Source organism: Lactobacillus sp. B4007, from assembly GCF_026535895.1.
Classification (GTDB): domain Bacteria; phylum Bacillota; class Bacilli; order Lactobacillales; family Lactobacillaceae; genus Lactobacillus; species Lactobacillus panisapium.
This window is the reverse complement of sequence record NZ_JAFNPA010000001.1, coordinates 1-16,552: the sequence shown is the minus strand read 5'-3', so window position 1 is coordinate 16,552 and position 16,552 is coordinate 1. Positions and strand designations below refer to the sequence as shown.

The 16,552-nt window shown below is 38.9% G+C and carries 14 protein-coding genes; all 14 read left to right on the top strand.

Annotated features, from left to right (window positions below; genetic code table 11):
• Positions 1 to 65: 65 nt before the first annotated feature.
• The 14 genes from J3U54_RS00070 (at position 66) to J3U54_RS00005 (ending at position 16,429) form a co-directional block, all read left to right on the top strand.
• Positions 66 to 1,265 carry an SLAP domain-containing protein gene (locus tag J3U54_RS00070; RefSeq protein ID WP_103752483.1) on the top strand — a complete coding sequence of 400 codons (1,200 nt, stop codon included), beginning with the start codon at positions 66 to 68 and terminating at the stop codon, positions 1,263 to 1,265.
• A 190-nt stretch (positions 1,266 to 1,455) separates the two neighbouring features.
• The gene (locus tag J3U54_RS00065) at positions 1,456 to 2,124 is read left to right on the top strand and encodes a DUF969 domain-containing protein (protein ID WP_267384192.1); all 669 of its coding nucleotides are present in this window, start codon (positions 1,456 to 1,458) and stop codon (positions 2,122 to 2,124) included.
• A gap of 80 nt (positions 2,125 to 2,204) precedes the next feature.
• Positions 2,205 to 3,116, top strand: coding sequence for a DUF979 domain-containing protein (locus tag J3U54_RS00060; RefSeq protein WP_103752500.1), 912 nt, complete (start codon positions 2,205 to 2,207; stop codon positions 3,114 to 3,116).
• A 20-nt stretch (positions 3,117 to 3,136) separates the two neighbouring features.
• Positions 3,137 to 3,784 carry a pyroglutamyl-peptidase I gene (gene pcp, locus J3U54_RS00055; RefSeq protein WP_103752485.1) on the top strand — a complete coding sequence of 216 codons (648 nt, stop codon included), beginning with the start codon at positions 3,137 to 3,139 and terminating at the stop codon, positions 3,782 to 3,784.
• A gap of 173 nt (positions 3,785 to 3,957) precedes the next feature.
• On the top strand, positions 3,958 to 6,540 hold the full coding sequence (gene mutS, locus J3U54_RS00050; RefSeq protein WP_103752501.1) for a DNA mismatch repair protein MutS: 2,583 nt from the start codon (positions 3,958 to 3,960) through the stop codon (positions 6,538 to 6,540).
• A 2-nt stretch (positions 6,541 to 6,542) separates the two neighbouring features.
• Positions 6,543 to 8,435 (top strand): DNA mismatch repair endonuclease MutL, encoded by a 1,893-nt coding sequence (mutL, locus tag J3U54_RS00045; protein WP_267384187.1) that lies wholly within the window; start codon positions 6,543 to 6,545, stop codon positions 8,433 to 8,435.
• A 3-nt stretch (positions 8,436 to 8,438) separates the two neighbouring features.
• Positions 8,439 to 9,023, top strand: a complete 585-nt coding sequence (gene ruvA / locus J3U54_RS00040) for a Holliday junction branch migration protein RuvA (RefSeq protein ID WP_103752487.1) — start codon at positions 8,439 to 8,441, stop codon at positions 9,021 to 9,023.
• Between the two features lie 46 nt (positions 9,024 to 9,069).
• Positions 9,070 to 10,083, top strand: a complete 1,014-nt coding sequence (ruvB, locus tag J3U54_RS00035; RefSeq protein ID WP_103752502.1) for a Holliday junction branch migration DNA helicase RuvB — start codon at positions 9,070 to 9,072, stop codon at positions 10,081 to 10,083.
• A gap of 65 nt (positions 10,084 to 10,148) precedes the next feature.
• Positions 10,149 to 10,592, top strand: a complete 444-nt coding sequence (yajC, locus tag J3U54_RS00030) for a preprotein translocase subunit YajC (protein WP_228706338.1) — start codon at positions 10,149 to 10,151, stop codon at positions 10,590 to 10,592.
• Positions 10,593 to 10,752: 160 nt separating this feature from the next.
• Positions 10,753 to 12,201 carry a glucose-6-phosphate dehydrogenase gene (gene zwf / locus J3U54_RS00025; protein ID WP_267384178.1) on the top strand — a complete coding sequence of 483 codons (1,449 nt, stop codon included), beginning with the start codon at positions 10,753 to 10,755 and terminating at the stop codon, positions 12,199 to 12,201.
• Complete coding sequence (gene dinB / locus J3U54_RS00020) at positions 12,194 to 13,330, top strand: DNA polymerase IV (RefSeq protein ID WP_267384176.1); 1,137 nt, start codon at positions 12,194 to 12,196, stop codon at positions 13,328 to 13,330. Before zwf ends, dinB begins: the two co-directional genes overlap by 8 nt.
• A gap of 54 nt (positions 13,331 to 13,384) precedes the next feature.
• Complete coding sequence (locus tag J3U54_RS00015; protein WP_103752490.1) at positions 13,385 to 14,341, top strand: DHH family phosphoesterase; 957 nt, start codon at positions 13,385 to 13,387, stop codon at positions 14,339 to 14,341.
• Positions 14,334 to 15,695, top strand: a complete 1,362-nt coding sequence (locus tag J3U54_RS00010) for a DEAD/DEAH box helicase (RefSeq protein WP_267384173.1) — start codon at positions 14,334 to 14,336, stop codon at positions 15,693 to 15,695. Before J3U54_RS00015 ends, J3U54_RS00010 begins: the two co-directional genes overlap by 8 nt.
• Positions 15,696 to 15,907: 212 nt before the next feature.
• Positions 15,908 to 16,429 (top strand): hypothetical protein, encoded by a 522-nt coding sequence (locus tag J3U54_RS00005; RefSeq protein WP_103752492.1) that lies wholly within the window; start codon positions 15,908 to 15,910, stop codon positions 16,427 to 16,429.
• Positions 16,430 to 16,552 lie beyond the last annotated feature (123 nt).

Sequence of the window (16,552 nt, the reverse complement as noted above, 5' to 3'; positions counted from 1 at the left end):
AAGACAAAGAATTAATATTAAGTAAACTTTAATGCGATTTGTTTATTTATTGTAGGAGAAGATTAATGCTAAACAAAAGAATATTAGTAAAAAAATCTCAAAAATGGCCTTTGTGTGGCATAGTAAGTACTTTGATGGCTGTTTGCCTTTTAGGCTTAAGTGGCCAGGTAAAAGCAGATAGTAATATTACAGCTTTACCTAAAAGTCAAAATGAAAGCCAAAATGCGCTGACCGAATCAAAGTATGAGGATCCACAGCCTCAACCAGCAGGCCATGAAGTGATTATTCCCACTAATACGAATCTAGCGCATGACACTAGCTATGCAAAACAGTGTGTTTCCAACAGTCAAAATTATCCCGATACTGCTAAATTTTATTGGATAGTGAAACCACAAACTCTTATTAATGGTCAAGCAAAGGGGATTGTTGGCATTTGGATATCAAATGAAAATATATTACGTCTGAATGTGGTAGTAAAGATTGCTGGTCAAAAGCAAGCTAAATTAATGCATAACGCTTATTTATATGATCATAATGGCAAAAGAAAAAATGATTTAATCTTGCGTGCGGGTTCAACTTTGAATCTCATGGGTAGTAAAAAAATTAAACAGCGAAAATTTTGCTTGCTTGATGATGATAATTACGTTGCTCAAAATAATGTCTTCGGCGTCAACCGTAAATTGCGGCATAATGCTCGCACATATAATCAACTGGGCGAACTAATTAATAAGAAAAGCATTAAAAAGGGTACTGTTGTTAAAACTTATGGTAATCCGGTTAAAATTCGAGGTTTAAAACTATATCCAATTGCTACTGATCGCTATTTGTTAGCTACTAATTTTAAGGCCAACAATGCAAAACATGTTGCATCCCAAAAGCAGGTATCTAATAAGCAGGAAAAACGGCTCATGCACAGTAGCTACTTATATGATGAACATGGTCGACGCGTTAATGGCTTAATTTTAGCTACCGGTTCGCGTGTTAAAATTAGCAAATACCATCATTTGGCGGCTGGCCGCTTCTTCTATGCTATTGGCAATGGCTATTATGTACCTGTTCGCAACGTCACTGGTTTAAAAATGGAAAGGGTAAAAGTAGACCATCCTGTTACAGTTTATAATCGTTATGGTCGCAAAATAGGGACTATTCCGGTTAATAAGAAGATCCAAACTTACGGTGATCCCTTTAAATTAAAAGGACAACACTATTACATTGTTGGTAAAGGAAAATTAATTCGTTCACGCGAAATAACTGGGTTTGATTAAAAAGCGATCGTTAAACTTTATATAAACATGAGCAATTCCACTTGGGAATTGCTCTTTGTTTTGCAATATATTGGTATATGCAATTAGCTTTATTTATAAACAAAATTTATTAAACTGATTTGACAAGAAATTATAATAATATTAGTATGTTTAATTATTATTATTAATTTCTCACAAGGAAGGAAAATTGATGGAATATTTAAGCTTACTTGGTGTTCTAGTCATAGTCGTTGGTTTTGCCCTTGGACTGGATACCGTAGCAGTTGTTGTAATTGCAGCTTTAGTGACTGCCTTAGTTTCTGGAATTGATTTTGTTTCATTTTTGCGCATTCTAGGCAAGGGATTTATTGATAACCGGATGGTTTCGCTCTTTTTCCTAACACTACCAACTATTGGAATTATTGAAAGACATGGCCTTAAAAAGGCTTCGGTTAATTTGATTCAAAAAATCAAGAACTTAACTCCCGGGCGTATTTTTGATATTTACACGGCAATTCGTGAAATAGCTGGAGCTTTCGGAATTTCTCTTCAAGGTCAAGTCCAGTTTATCGCTCCACTGATTAATCCAATGGCTCAAGCTGCTGGAAAGGTAAACGGCGAGTTAACCGAATTAGAATCTGATCAAATTAAAGCACGTGCAGCAGCAAGTGAAAATTTTGGTAACTTCTTTGCTCAAAACTTATTTGTAGCTTCTTCAAGTGTTTTGTTAATTACCAGTACAATGAAGTCATTGGGTCATCCAATTGCTCCGTCAGGCGTTGTTTTGTATACAATCCCGATTGCAATCATCTGCTATGTTCTCTGTTTAATTTATAACCATGCATTTGATCAAAAACTTAAGAACGGAAAGGAGAAATAATGGGGACTTTTGTTAATTTTATGTGCGATAAGTTTTTTGCCTTTGTTCATTATATAGATTCTTTTGTCACACCTACTTTAATGAACAATCTATTATTGGCCTTCTTCATTATTATTGGTCTTTTCTTTTTGGCTGCCGCAAATGAATCTTGGCGTGATCGAAGTAATTCGACTCGTCTAGGAACAGGCTTGTTCTGGTTTTTGTTTGCACTTTTATTTTGTGTTGGGCAGTGGCTACCAAACGAAATTAATGGGGCATTCTTATTAATCATTGCCTTATTATCACTATTCAAGCAAGTTCGTGTAGGTCATATTAAGGAATTACCGGAAGAGGTTGCAGACAAGACTGTTAAGCGAATTGGTAATTGGATTTTTCTTCCAAGTATTTTGCTGGCAGTTTTAGCTCTTCTAATTGGTCAGTTTACTAAATTAGGTGGTCAAATTGGTATTGGAATTGCTGCAGTAGTATCATTAATTGTTGCAATGATTCTGACCAAATCGAATGTTAAGGTTGCTTATGAGGATACTCAGCGGATGGTTCGTTCTGTTGGTTCAGCTGGTATCTTACCGCAATTACTTGCCACACTTGGTGTTGTCTTTACTGCTTCTGGTGTGGGCCAGGTAACTGCTAAAGCTATCTCAGGCCTTTTCCCAGTTGGAAATCGCCTACTTGGTGTAATTCTTTACTGTGTTGCAATGGCGGTGTTTACTGCAATTATGGGTAACGCATTTGCTGCTTTTGCCGTTATTACTGCTGGTATTGGTATTCCATTTGTTGTTGCCCAAGGTGGTTCGCCGGTGGTTGTTGCTGCTTTAGGAATGACGGCCGGTTATTGTGGCACGCTAATGACGCCAATGGCTGCTAATTTTAACACTTTGCCAGTAGCATTAATGGAGATGAAAGATCCGTTGGGAGTGATTAAGCAACAATACCCAATCGCACTTTGTATGTTAATCGTACACATCGTTTTGATGTATTTCTTAGCTTTTTAGTTTTTAGAAAAGAGAAAACAATGAAAATTTTAGTAACAGGTTTTGATCCTTTTGGTGATGATAAGATTAATCCAGCTATTGAGGCTGTTAAAGGCTTACCCGATCAGATTGCTGGAGCCGAAATCGTTAAAGTAGAAATTCCAACAGTGTTTGGTGATTGTGCAACTGTTGTTCATGATGCCATTGCGCGGGAAAAGCCAGATTATGTTTTAAATATTGGCCAAGCTGGCGGTCGGTTTGCCTTAACTCCTGAACGGGTAGCCATCAATTTTGATGATGGTCGAATTGCTGACAATAAGGGTTATCAGCCCATTGCTACGCCAATTCATGAAGACGGACAGAATGCTTACTTTACACAATTGCCAGTTAAAGCAATGGTTAAGGCTATTCGTGAAGCAGGCTTGCCAGCACTTGTTTCAACAACGGCTGGGACATTCGTTTGCAACCATATTATGTATCAAGTTCAATATATGATTGACAAAGAATTCCATGACTTAAAAGCAGGTTTCATGCACATTCCGTTTTTACCAGAGCAAGTCGTTGCTCGTCCTGAAACACCAAGTCTTAGTTTGGCAGATGATGTTAAGGGAATTACGGCCGCAATTACTGCAATCGTTGAAATGGACGGCAAGCCTGATTTGCAAAGTGTTGAAGGTCATATTGCTTAGTTTTAACCTTACTTTGTGAAAGCTAGAAGATAGCAATTTTGCATTTTTAATTAATAGAAAAAATAAGATCGTTTAATTGCGGTCTTTTTTCTTTTGAATCGGTGTTTAGCGTATAATGATAAAAGTAAAGTAGAAAAGAAGAGGAATAAATGGCGAAAGCAAACTTAACTCCAATGATGGAGCAATATCATGAAATTAAAAAGCAATATCCCGATGCTTTTCTTTTTTATCGCGTCGGTGATTTTTACGAATTATTTGAGGATGATGCAGTTAAGGGTGCCCAGATTCTTGAGCTGACTTTAACTCACCGGTCTAACAAAACTGAGAATCCAATCCCAATGGCTGGAGTCCCTCACGTTGCGGTTGATTCTTATGTTGACACCTTAGTTGAAAAGGGCTATAAAGTTGCACTTTGTGAACAATTAGAGGATCCCAAAGAGGCTAAGGGAATGGTTAAGCGGGGAATTATTCAGCTAGTAACCCCTGGAACTTTAATGAACGATAAGCCAAGTGAGGCCAAGGAATCTAATTACTTAACTTCTGTAGTAACCACCAAGAACTGCTTTGGTTTAGCATACAGCGACTTATCAACCGGTGAAATCTTTGCTACCCACTTAAAAACTTTTGCAGCAGTTTCTAATGAATTGTTGTCGTTGAGGACGCGAGAAGTTGTCTATAATGGTCATCTTAATGCATCTGACAGCGATTTTTTACATAAAGCTAATATTACTGTTTCAGAGCCAGCAGAGTTGACCGGTAAACATGCGGAAATATCTTATGCCCAGCAAAATTTGACTAATCAGGCTGAAAAAGATGCTGTTAAGCAGCTTGTAGGCTATTTACTCCAGACTCAAAGACGTAGCTTAGCGCACTTGCAAATTGCTAAAAGCTATGAAGTAAGCCAATATTTACAGATGTCGCATACTGTACGCGATAATTTGGAACTGACTGCTTCAGCTAAGACTGGTAAGAAGATGGGCTCGTTATTTTGGGTGCTCGATAAAACGCATACTGCAATGGGTGGGCGGCTATTAAAGCAGTGGCTTGCTCGACCATTATTATCTGTAGAGGAATTAACTAAGCGGCAAGAAATGGTTCAGGCCTTGCTTGATGGCTACTTTACCCGTGAAAATGTGAATGACGCGCTAAAGGGTGTTTATGATCTAGAGCGTTTAACTGGTCGGATTGCCTTTGGTAATGTCAATGCCAGGGAATTATTACAGCTTGCTCATTCACTTCAAGCCGTACCGTCTATTTTAAGTTCGTTAAAAGAGTCTGATAGTGCTATTTTGCAAAAATTTGCGTCAGAGATTGACCCTTTAAGTGGAATTGCCGATTTGATCAGTTCTACAATTGTGGATCAGCCACCAGTTTTAACAACTGAAGGGGGACTTATTCGCAATAATGTTGACCAACAACTAGATCGTTACCGGGATGCCATGAATAATGGTAAAAAGTGGCTAACTGAGATGGAGCAAACCGAACGACAAAAAACGGGAATTGATAACCTTAAAGTCGGTTACAACAAGGTTTTTGGCTACTATATCCAGGTAACAAATTCGAATAAAAATAAGGTACCACTTGATCGCTATACCAGAAAGCAAACTTTGACAAACGCTGAGCGTTACATTACACCCGAACTAAAGGAACACGAAAACTTAATTTTAGAAGCCCAAACTAAGTCAACTGATCTGGAATACGAGTTATTTGTTAAATTGCGTGAGGAAGTAAAGAAATATATTTCTGCTCTGCAAAAACTAGCTGGTCAAATTGCTGCTTTAGATGTTTTTTGTTCCTTTGCCCAAGTAGCTGAAGAAAATAATTATTGCCGACCAAAATTTCACACATCTAATCAGAATGTTAAAGTTGTTTTAGGCAGGCACCCAGTTGTTGAAAAGGTAATGAAGGCTGGTTCGTACATCCCCAATGATGTCAGACTTGACCAAGATACGGATATTTACTTAATTACTGGTCCTAATATGTCCGGTAAAAGTACATACATGCGGCAAATGGCTTTAATTGCAGTGATGGCCCAAGTAGGCTCTTTTGTTCCGGCCGATAGTGCTGAGCTGCCAATTTTTGATCAGATTTTTACCAGAATTGGTGCTGCTGATGACTTAATTTCTGGTCAAAGTACTTTTATGGTTGAAATGACTGAGGCAAATGAAGCCTTACAAAATGCCACTAAGAGAAGTCTGGTCTTATTCGATGAAATTGGTCGTGGGACAGCTACCTATGATGGAATGGCTTTAGCTGGCGCAATCGTGCAGTATTTGCATGATGAAGTAGGGGCAAAAGTGTTATTTGCAACGCACTTCCATGAACTGACTGATCTTGAGCAAACATTGCCAAGGCTAAAGAACATTCATGTTGGTGCAACTGAAGAAAACGGCAAACTAATTTTTCTCCATAAAATTTTGCCAGGCCCAGCTGACCAAAGTTACGGTATTCATGTTGCTCAACTTGCTGGCTTACCCCGCAAGGTTTTACGCAAAGCGACAAAATTATTAAACCGTCTAGAAGCCCAAGGCAGCAATTTAGGACCGACCTCGGCACAGCTTGATTTATTTAGTAGCAATGAGGAGCCAGAAACTGTGACAGATCAGGAGCTGGCACCAAGTACTGAAACTGAACTGTCAGACAAGGAAAAAGATGTTTTGGATGAAATATCTAATCTGTATTTAGCTGATCAAACGCCACTTCAAGTTATGCAACTGGTGGAAAACTGGCAGGATGATTTAAAGGATGAGAAATAATCATGGCCCAAATTCACGAATTATCGGTTAATCTGTCTAATCAAATCGCGGCTGGAGAAGTAATTGAACGTCCAGCCAGTGTAGTTAAGGAATTGCTGGAAAATGCAATTGATGCCAAAAGTACGCGAATTCGGATTGATTTTATTGATGCCGGTTTAAAACAAATTATTGTTCAGGATAACGGAACGGGGATACCAAGTGATCAGATTGATCTTGCTTTTACCCGGCATGCTACAAGTAAAATAAGTAACGAGCATGATTTGTTTAATGTTGGTACACTTGGCTTTCGGGGCGAAGCCCTAGCATCAATCGCAGCCGTAAGTCATGTTGAGATCTTAACTAATTCCGGTGGAGCTAGTGGCACGCGGGCCGAATTTGCGGCTGGCGTTAAAAAAGCACAAGAAGAAGCGGCAGCTACCAAGGGCACACAAATCACAGTTAAAGATTTATTTTACAATACGCCCGCTAGGCTTAAATACCTGCGTAGCCCCAGAACCGAAATTATGAAAATTGTTGATATCGTCAACCGCATAGCTTTGGGTTACCCTGATATCGCGCTAACGCTAATGAATGAAGGTCGTGTATTGCTGCGAACAGCGGGTAATGGCAATCTGCAACAAACTGTTTCAAGTGTCTATGGGCGTTCAATTGCTGAAAAAATGCTGCCATTTAAGAGTAGCGACAATGATTTTGAAGTAACCGGATTAATTTCCAAGCCGGGTTTAACGAGATCGACACGCAATTTTATCTCAATTTTGCTTAACGGTCGCTATATCAATAATTTTCAGCTAGCTACCGCGGTAATGGATGGTTATGGTACTAACTTAGCGGCAAAGCATTATCCAATCGCTGTGATCAAGATTAAAGTTGACCCCTTATTAGTTGATGTAAACGTTCATCCCACAAAGAAAGAGGTGCGCTTATCTAAGGAAACCGAACTCAGTCGGTTAATCACTAATGCAATTAGTAGCGCTCTTTTAGCCAGGGATGTTCAAGCCGATGCCATTGGCAATTTGACTAACACCAAAGAAGAAACGCGAATGGATCAGTTGAAATTCAACCTCAATAAAAATGTGGTTGAAACTAAGAGACCTGACCAGGCTGAAAATACTCGCGATGAAGTTCATGAAACTGAACCAGCTGCGATTGAGTCAGTTGCACCATCAAAGTATGTCGACTTAAATATTCCCCGAGAAGATGATCGTTATTTAGTTACGAAAACGTGGCCAGAAAATGTGAACCAGCAAGTACAACTTACGCCTTTTTCACATTCAGATTTACACGAGGATGTAATTTCTACCGGGGATGAATTACTTGCTAGCAGCTTACCCGAGCTAAGTTTAGTAGGTCAAACTAATACTTATTTGATTGCTGTCAGTGGGGAAGACCTTTACTTAATCGATCAGGTTGCAGCGCGAAGATTGCTTGCTTTTAAAAAAATAAGCCGTGAAATTGCAGGACAAAAAATTAACCAACAAGGTCTGCTAACGCCAATGATTCTGGAATTTGGCAGTCTAGATTTTATTCAGATCAAAGATCAATTAGAAGAAATCAAGCAAATTGGGCTGTTTCTTGAGGAATTTGGCCAAGATACCTTTATTCTACGTTCATATCCTACTTGGCTTGAAGGCGATATTGAGCATTCTGTCAGGGCAATTTTGGACAGTTACCTCAACGTTGACCAAACTGATTCGGCCAACTTGATTAAACGAATTGCCAGTGAGCAGGCACAGAGGATTGTTCCGGGTAAAAAGAAACTATCAAGTGCTGAGTGTGGCGATCTACTGACCAATCTGCGTCAGGTCAATGACCCATATCATGATGCTAAAGGAAATGTGGTTATTGTCCGGTTACGCGAAAATAACTTACGCAAAATGTTTAAAAAGGATGAATAAAGCATGTACGAATATTTGGCAGGAATAATAACGGAGATTAAACCTGACTACATTGTTATTGACGTTAATGGTGTGGGCTATAAAGTGTATAGTCCGACACCTTTTGCATATCAGGAAAAGCAGAAGGCCCGTGTTTACATTGAGCAAATTGTGCGGGATACTGGCATCACCTTATTTGGTTTTCAGACCGAAGAAGATAAAGGTTTATTTTTAAAATTACTGAGTGTTAGCGGGATTGGACCTAAATCGGCGTTGGCAATTATGGCTGCCGAAAATAGCAATTCGCTAGCCGAAGCAATTGAACAAGGAGAGGTTAAGTACCTGACCCGCTTTCCTGGTGTTGGGAAAAAGACGGCCTCGCAGATTGTGCTAGATTTAAAAGGAAAACTGGGCGATTATGTTCAGCGCGTTGACCAACTTCCTGATCAAGAAGTCTCACCAGAGTTAAATGATGCCTTATTGGCCCTTCTGGCTCTAGGCTATACTAAAAAAGAAGTCGATCGCATTACGCCGCTTTTGGCTAAAGAACAAGCGACAACGGCTGATCAATATATTAAAAAGGGTTTGGCTCTTCTCTTAAAGAAGTAATTCTTGTTATAATGGACTTAGTGTTTACTTAAAGGAAGTGAAACAGATAGTGGACGAAGATAATTCAATTGTTTCTGGCCAAATTCAGGGACCAAAAGAAGAACAGACAGAATTTTCATTACGCCCGCAGAATCTACAAGAGTACTTGGGTCAAGAGCGGGTTAAAAAAGAAATGGCAGTTTATATTAAAGCTGCCAAAAAGCGTGATGAAGCCCTCGACCACGTTTTACTTTATGGCCCACCGGGATTGGGAAAGACGACTCTGGCTTTTGTGATTGCGAATGAATTGGGCGTAAAGTTAAAAAGTACCAGTGGACCAGCAATCGAAAAAGCTGGCGATTTAGTGGCGCTTTTAACCGACCTTGATCCGGGCGACATTTTATTTATTGACGAAATCCACCGCTTACCTAAACCAATAGAAGAAGTTTTGTATTCAGCGATGGAAGACTTTTACGTCGATATCGTGATTGGTGAGGGACAAACAACCCATGCGGTTCATGTTCCGCTACCGCCATTCACATTAGTTGGTGCAACTACATTAGCCGGCCAATTATCAGCACCATTAAGAGATCGTTTTGGGATTGTCGAGCACTTACAATATTATAATGTGACGGAACTTGAAAAAATTATTCAGCGCTCCAGTAGTGTTTTTAATATTGAGATTGCTTCACAAGCTGCACATGAACTGGCAAGAAGGTCACGGGGAACGCCACGGGTAGCTAACCGCTTATTACGGCGCGTGCGTGATTTTGCACAGGTCAAAGGTGAAGACGTGATTTCTTACGAGACAACAAGAGATTCCTTAAAGCAGTTGCAAGTTGATGATGAAGGATTAGATCAGACAGATCGTAAAATTTTACGGGTAATTATTGAAAATTATCATGGTGGCCCAGTTGGCGTGCGCACGATAGCTGCCAATGCGGGTGAAGATGTTGAAACGGTCGAATCGCTATATGAACCTTATTTACTGCAACATGGCTTTTTATTAATGACGCCACGTGGACGAATGGTCACTGAGAAAGCTTATGTGCAATTAGGCTTACCAATTCCCGGGCAGTAGTGCAATTCTGTGCTAGTTTTTGTATAATTAAGTAATTGATATTTTTAAGACAATGAGGTGTAAATTTGAATACTTTATTTTTAGCGGCCAATAATGGTAATGGCATGGGTAACATGTGGACAATTATTATTTTTGTTGTGTTAATTGCCCTAATGTACTTCACAATGATTAAGCCGCAGAAAAAGCAACAACAAAAGAAAATGGAAATGATGAATGAGCTTAAAAAAGGCGACAATGTCATCATGATTGATGGTCTCCATGGTAAAGTTGATTCCGTTAATTCTAAGGACAAAACAATTGTTTTGGATGCAGATGGAATTTACCTAACATTTAGCCGGATGGCAGTTCAACAGATAATACCTGCTGCGCCAGAAGCTGAAGAAGCTACACCAGCTAAAGAAACTGCGGCAGAAGAAAAATCTGCTGCACCTGCCGATAAGCCCGCTCAAAAAGAGCCTGCTGATACGCCAAGCAGTGAAAACAAGGATGATCACTCATCTGAAGAATAATAACTAACAAGATGTCTATAAAAAGGCATCTTTTTTATTGCAGTCGTTTTTTGACTTAAGTTCCACTTATTTTTCTAATAAAGGTTGTTTAAAACTAAAGTTTGACTGGAAAATATTATAAAATAGAGTTAACATACCTGATTTTGGAAAGGATTTTCTCATGAAAAATATACCTGTTATTATGATTATCTTCGGTGGAAGTGGCGATTTGGCCCACCGTAAACTTTACCCTGCGCTGTTTAATTTGTATGAGCAAGGTTTAATTCACGATAACTTTGCTGTTATTGGTACGGCTAGGCGCCCTTGGTCACATGATTATCTTCGGCAGCAGGTCAGCGATGCCGTTCATGAGACACACGATGAGGTTAATGAAAATGATCTAGCTGCTTTTACTAGTCATTTTTATTACCAGTCCCATGATGTTACCAATGTTGAACACTATGAAACGCTGAAAAATTTAGCTGGCGATCTTGATAACCGTTATAGTGCTCAGGGAAACCGCATTTTCTACATGGCAATGGCTCCCCGCTTTTTTGGTACAATTGCGCAGCATATCAACGATCAGAATTTGACTAGCACTGGTTTTAACCGAATAGTAGTAGAAAAGCCATTTGGTCGTGATTTAGCCTCTGCAGAAGAATTGAATAAGCAGATAACTGCTTCATTTGATGAAAATGATATCTTCCGAATTGATCATTATCTTGGTAAGGAAATGGTTCAAAATATTTTGCCGCTTCGTTTTACCAATCCGTTGATAAAAAACATTTGGAATAGTGCCACAATTAAGAATATTCAAGTGACTTTGGCAGAGCATTTGGGAGTTGAGGCCCGTGGTGGCTATTACGAAACCTCTGGTGCTTTGCGTGATATGGTCCAAAACCATATTTTTCAAATCATTACTTTACTAGCGATGCCTGAACCAAAGGATTTAACTTCTAAAAGTATCCATGAGGCTAAGCAGGAATTGCTTGATAGTATGATTGTGCCAGATGAACAAGAGATTGCGCAGCATTTCGTCCGGGGACAATATTTAGGTAGCGATATGACTTTTGGTTACCGGCAAGAACCTAATGTAGCCGAAGACTCGAATACCGAAACTTTTGTCGCTGGCGAAGTGAAATTTAAAAAGGGTCCAGTTGCCAACATGCCAATTTATTTTAGAACTGGAAAAGAATTGCGCGAAAAAACTAACCGAATTGATATTGTGCTCAAACACATCTGTACACCATACGGACAAGCGCACTCCAACAACATTTCGATTATTATTGATCCCGATATGCAAATTTTTATAACGATTAATGGCAAAAAAATTACGGAGCCAGGCATTCGACGTGAAAACCTAGATTACTTATTTTCAAAGCAAGAACAAGAAAAGGTACCTGATGGCTATGAACGTCTTCTTCACGACGTTTTTGTCAACGATTCCACCAACTTTACGCACTGGAGTGAATTGAAAAATTACTGGAAATTTATTGATGTTGTGGAAGAGGCATGGCAAAAAGAAAATGAAGAAGGTAAGCAGATAAACCAGTATTTGCCGTATCGGATGGGGCCAAAGGCCGCAAATGAGATTTTTGAATCGCCAACTGAACGTTGGATTTATGAATAATTATAGCGACGGCTTGTTGCCGGAAAATGATTTACATCGAAAAATCATTCACATTGATATGGATGCTTTTTATGCCTCAGTTGAAACGCGTGATCATCCTAATTTAAGGAATAAGGCGCTCGTAATCGGACAAGATCCGCGGCAAAATCATGGTCATGGGGTAGTAGCTACGGCCAATTATGTTGCCCGTAAATATGGCGTTCATTCTGCAATGCCATCAATTAAGGCCTTTAGATTAGTACCGAAAAGCAAACTAGTATTTATGAAACCAGATTTTGCCAAATATCGCCGTGTTTCGGCAGAAATCCATGAAATGATGCATGAAGTTACGGACGTAGTTGAATCAATTGCTCTGGACGAAGCATATCTTGATGTGACTGAGAATAAAATGGGGCAAGATTCCACCCTTCAAATCGCTATTGATTTACAAAATAGAATCAGAAAAGAAGTTGGCCTAAATTGCTCATTCGGGGCAACTTATAATAAATTTCTAGCTAAGATGGGTTCGGAATATTCTAAGCCATTTGGACGGACAGTTATTTTGCCTAGTGAGTCACGTGGCTTTTTGGCTCGGCAAAAAATTAGCCGTTTTCATGGCATTGGACCAAAAACAGAACAGAGACTGGCTGAGCTGGGCGTGTACACTGGCCAAGGCTTGCAGCAAATGCACGTGCGTGAATTAATCAAGCATTTTAACAGAATGGGTTATCAGATGGCAGAGCATGCTAATGGGATTGATTTGTCACCTGTTGTGCCCGATGATGAGCGTAATCGAAAATCAATTGGGGTCGAGCGAACATATGAGCCATGTGTATATAATGAGCAGACAGCTTTGACCAATATCAGAAATTATGTTAATGAAGTAGCTAAGAAATTGCAGGAGCTTAATCTGTTTGCTAGTACAGTTGTTTTAAAAATTCGTAATAACGATTTTGAAACTGTTACAAAGAGGCAGAAATTAGAGCATGCAACTAATAATCCATTGGATATTTATGAATCTGCCAGAGACTTATTCAATCCGCTTTCTGAGTCATTTTTAAATGATGGAATAAGACTTTTAGGTGTTACCGCTACCGATTTTACCGAGGCTGAATTTGAAAATATTGCTCTGGATTTATTTTCAAATTAACGAAAAATATCTGTTAAACTAATTGAGTACTTTGAAAATTGTGAAGGAGACAAAATGAACACTTTCCCAAAAATATATGAAAAAATTGAGCAGTATCCGACTATTATTCTGCACCGTCATACTAGTCCAGATCCCGATGCGTTGGGATCACAAGCCGGGCTTGCACGTTCTTTAAGACTTAAATTTCCAGACAAGAAGATCTTATGTGCAGGTGAAAATGATGAGGGGGATCTAACTTGGATTAACACCATGGATAAGGTGACTGAAGAAGATTATCAGGGGGCTTTAGTCATTACTACTGATACTGGTAATACGGCTCGAATTGCTAATAAAATGTACAGCAAGGGTGATTTTTTAATTAAAATTGATCATCACCCCGATGTTGAACCATATGCTGATCTAAGCTTTGTTGATGATGAGGCTCCAGCAGCTTCCCAAATCGTGGCCGATTTTATTCTTGAAGAAAATCTGCCGCTGACTGCGGAGGTTGCATATCCGCTATATGCTGGTATTGTCGGCGATACTGGCCGCTTCATGTATCCTGAAACTTCGGTGCATACTTTTAACGTTGTTGCCAAACTGACAGCGACTGGGATTAATATTAATGAAATTGCCCGCAATATTAGCGATGTAACCTTTGCGCAGGCAAAACTGCAGGCTGAAGTACTTGAATACATGAAAGTTGATCCGAGTGGGGCAGCATATGCAATATTGTCACGGGATGCATTGCATAAATTAGGCGTGGATTCCGACCAGGCGTCCTGTACGGTATCTACCCCAGGAAGAATTAAAGACATTATTGCTTGGAACGTATTTGTTGAAAAGCCTGATGGCACTTTTAGAGTACATTACCGTTCTAAGGGTCCAATTATTAATGAATTAGCTGCAAAGCATGACGGTGGTGGTCATGCTTTAGCCAGTGGGGCAAATGCTAAAGACATGGACGAAGTTAAGCAAATCTTTGCAGAATTAGTTCAGGTAACTAAGGAATATCAAGAAAAAAATGAATAATATTTTTACTAATGAAAACATTAAGCTAGCGATTAGGCAGGGATTAGCCAAGATACATTTCACTGAGCCAACGAAGGTGCAGGAAAAGGTAATTCCTGTTTTATTAGCACACAAAAATGCCGTTGTGCAGGCGGTAACCGGTTCAGGTAAGACCCATTCCTTTTTAATTCCGGTTCTAAATGAGATTGACGAAAAGCTTGAGTATCCTCAGGCTATTTTGACTGCACCAAGTCGTGAACTGTCAGAGCAGCTTTACCAAGTTGCCCGTGAGTTACGTGATGCTGCTGGGCTAAATATTTCAATTGCTCATTTTGCCGGCGGCAGTGATCGTGAGCGGCAGCTTAAAAAAATTGACAATCATAAACCGCAAGTAGTTATTGCGACTCCTGGACGTTTACATGATTTTGTTGAAAAGAAAATCTTACTTTTAGATTATGTTAAAGACTTTGTCATTGATGAAGCAGATATGACCTTAGATATGGGCTTTTTAGCCGATATTGATTTTATTGCGCAAAGATTGCCAAAAGACACCACTTTGGCTGCCTTTTCAGCAACGATTCCGGTAAAACTAGCAAACTTTTTGCGCAAATATATGTCTAAGCCGGAGCAAATTGTAATTGACAACCCAGCAGTAATTTCGCCAACCATTAAAAATGATTTACTTGATATTGGCTCCAAAAATAGAAAAGCAGTCCTGCATCAATTGTTAACTTTGGGTCAGCCCTATTTGGCTGTTATTTTTGCTAATACAAAGCAAACAGTTGATGATTTAACCCGCTACTTGCAGGATCAGGGACTAAAAGTGGCGAAAATTCATGGTGGAATCACTGAACGGGAAAGAAAACGGACATTGCGAGAGGTTGAAGCAGGTCAGTATCAGTACGTGGTCGCAACTGATTTGGCAGCACGTGGTTTAGATATAGCTGGAGTTAGCTTAGTCGTTAATTATGAAATTCCCCGTGATTTAGAGTTTGTCATTCACCGTATCGGACGAACTGGCCGGAATGGGTTAGCTGGACATGCCGTTACTTTGATTAAAGCAGAAGAAATGAATCGCATTGCTAGTCTAGAAAAAATGGGGATTCACTTTGATTTTGTTGAAATAAAAAACGGAGAGTTGGTTCCTCGTAAGCATTATCACAGTCGTAATGAGCGAAATAATTCCTCGTACGCAATTGATAATCGGGTAAACGGCTACGTTAAAAAGGCAAAAAAGAAACGTAAACCTGGTTATAAAAAGAAGATTAAACGAGTTATTCAACAAGATAAGGCGCAAAAAAATAAAATTGAACAGCGTCATAAAATTCGGAAAGCAAAACAGCAACGGAAGAAGCGACGTGAAGATCGCTCATAAAATAAAAAAGCACAATCATCTTTTGATGATTGTGCTTTTTATTATGTAAAATTGTATTTTTTGCTATTGCTAATAGCGGACAGAGAAAGCTTTTTGTCGAAAAATTATTAGTAAAAAACAATTTTACAATAATTTTTTAATGAAATGTATTGTATGATAGCGTTTTTATTGCTATATTATTTATCATATTATAAGAAAAAGGAAGGACAGAAATGATAAGAAATAAATTTGAAGAAGTTTTATTAGCTAAACTTTCAGGTCACATTGTTAAGAAATATACCGTAGTTGAATTTTGCAAGGAGTCAAAGATTGAGCGAAGCTATTTTTATACACGGTATGAGAATATTTGTGATCTGTTTGCTTCAGTTATGGCCTTGCAACTCAGACGAGAATTACGTGGAGAGAAAAATGAAAAATTAAACAGTATCTTTTTCCGTATGTTAGAAAAAATAAAAAATGATAAGTATTTTTTCTTAAACATTATCCTTATTTCAAAAGATTCAGGTACCTACTTTGAAATTTTACAAAAGGAAATGGCGACTGCAATCGAAAATTATATGCGTCCACGAGGAGCATTTTCCGTAAGACAAGTTAATTTGGTAGCTAGCGGGATATACGCAATTATTTATAATTGGATTTTACATAGATGTAAATACGATATCAGGGATGTGTACCAGTGCATTAACTTGCTTTTAAAAAATATTGATCGAACGGAAACAGACTCTAAAGATTAGGGCGTAAGAGAAGAATGTTAGCACTAACATTCTTTTTTTCGTAAAAAAGACTTGCAAAAGTAAAAAAGAGTTGCTAATATTAATAACTGTCGTCGGGCGCAAGGCAAGAGCCAAGCGGAAGGC

What these genes read in the sequence shown, in the direction of transcription:
- ruvA (WP_103752487.1), top strand. Translation starts at nt 8,439, where the DNA reads ATGTACGAATATTTGGCAGGAATAATAACGGAGATTAAACCTGACTAC.
- J3U54_RS00010 (WP_267384173.1), top strand. Translation starts at nt 14,334, where the DNA reads ATGAATAATATTTTTACTAATGAAAACATTAAGCTAGCGATTAGGCAG.
- dinB (WP_267384176.1), top strand. Translation starts at nt 12,194, where the DNA reads ATGAATAATTATAGCGACGGCTTGTTGCCGGAAAATGATTTACATCGA.
- J3U54_RS00070 (WP_103752483.1), top strand. Translation starts at nt 66, where the DNA reads ATGCTAAACAAAAGAATATTAGTAAAAAAATCTCAAAAATGGCCTTTG.
- mutL (WP_267384187.1), top strand. Translation starts at nt 6,543, where the DNA reads ATGGCCCAAATTCACGAATTATCGGTTAATCTGTCTAATCAAATCGCG.
- J3U54_RS00065 (WP_267384192.1), top strand. Translation starts at nt 1,456, where the DNA reads ATGGAATATTTAAGCTTACTTGGTGTTCTAGTCATAGTCGTTGGTTTT.
- zwf (WP_267384178.1), top strand. Translation starts at nt 10,753, where the DNA reads ATGAAAAATATACCTGTTATTATGATTATCTTCGGTGGAAGTGGCGAT.
- J3U54_RS00060 (WP_103752500.1), top strand. Translation starts at nt 2,205, where the DNA reads ATGAACAATCTATTATTGGCCTTCTTCATTATTATTGGTCTTTTCTTT.
- mutS (WP_103752501.1), top strand. Translation starts at nt 3,958, where the DNA reads ATGATGGAGCAATATCATGAAATTAAAAAGCAATATCCCGATGCTTTT.
- pcp (WP_103752485.1), top strand. Translation starts at nt 3,137, where the DNA reads ATGAAAATTTTAGTAACAGGTTTTGATCCTTTTGGTGATGATAAGATT.
- J3U54_RS00015 (WP_103752490.1), top strand. Translation starts at nt 13,385, where the DNA reads ATGAACACTTTCCCAAAAATATATGAAAAAATTGAGCAGTATCCGACT.
- J3U54_RS00005 (WP_103752492.1), top strand. Translation starts at nt 15,908, where the DNA reads ATGATAAGAAATAAATTTGAAGAAGTTTTATTAGCTAAACTTTCAGGT.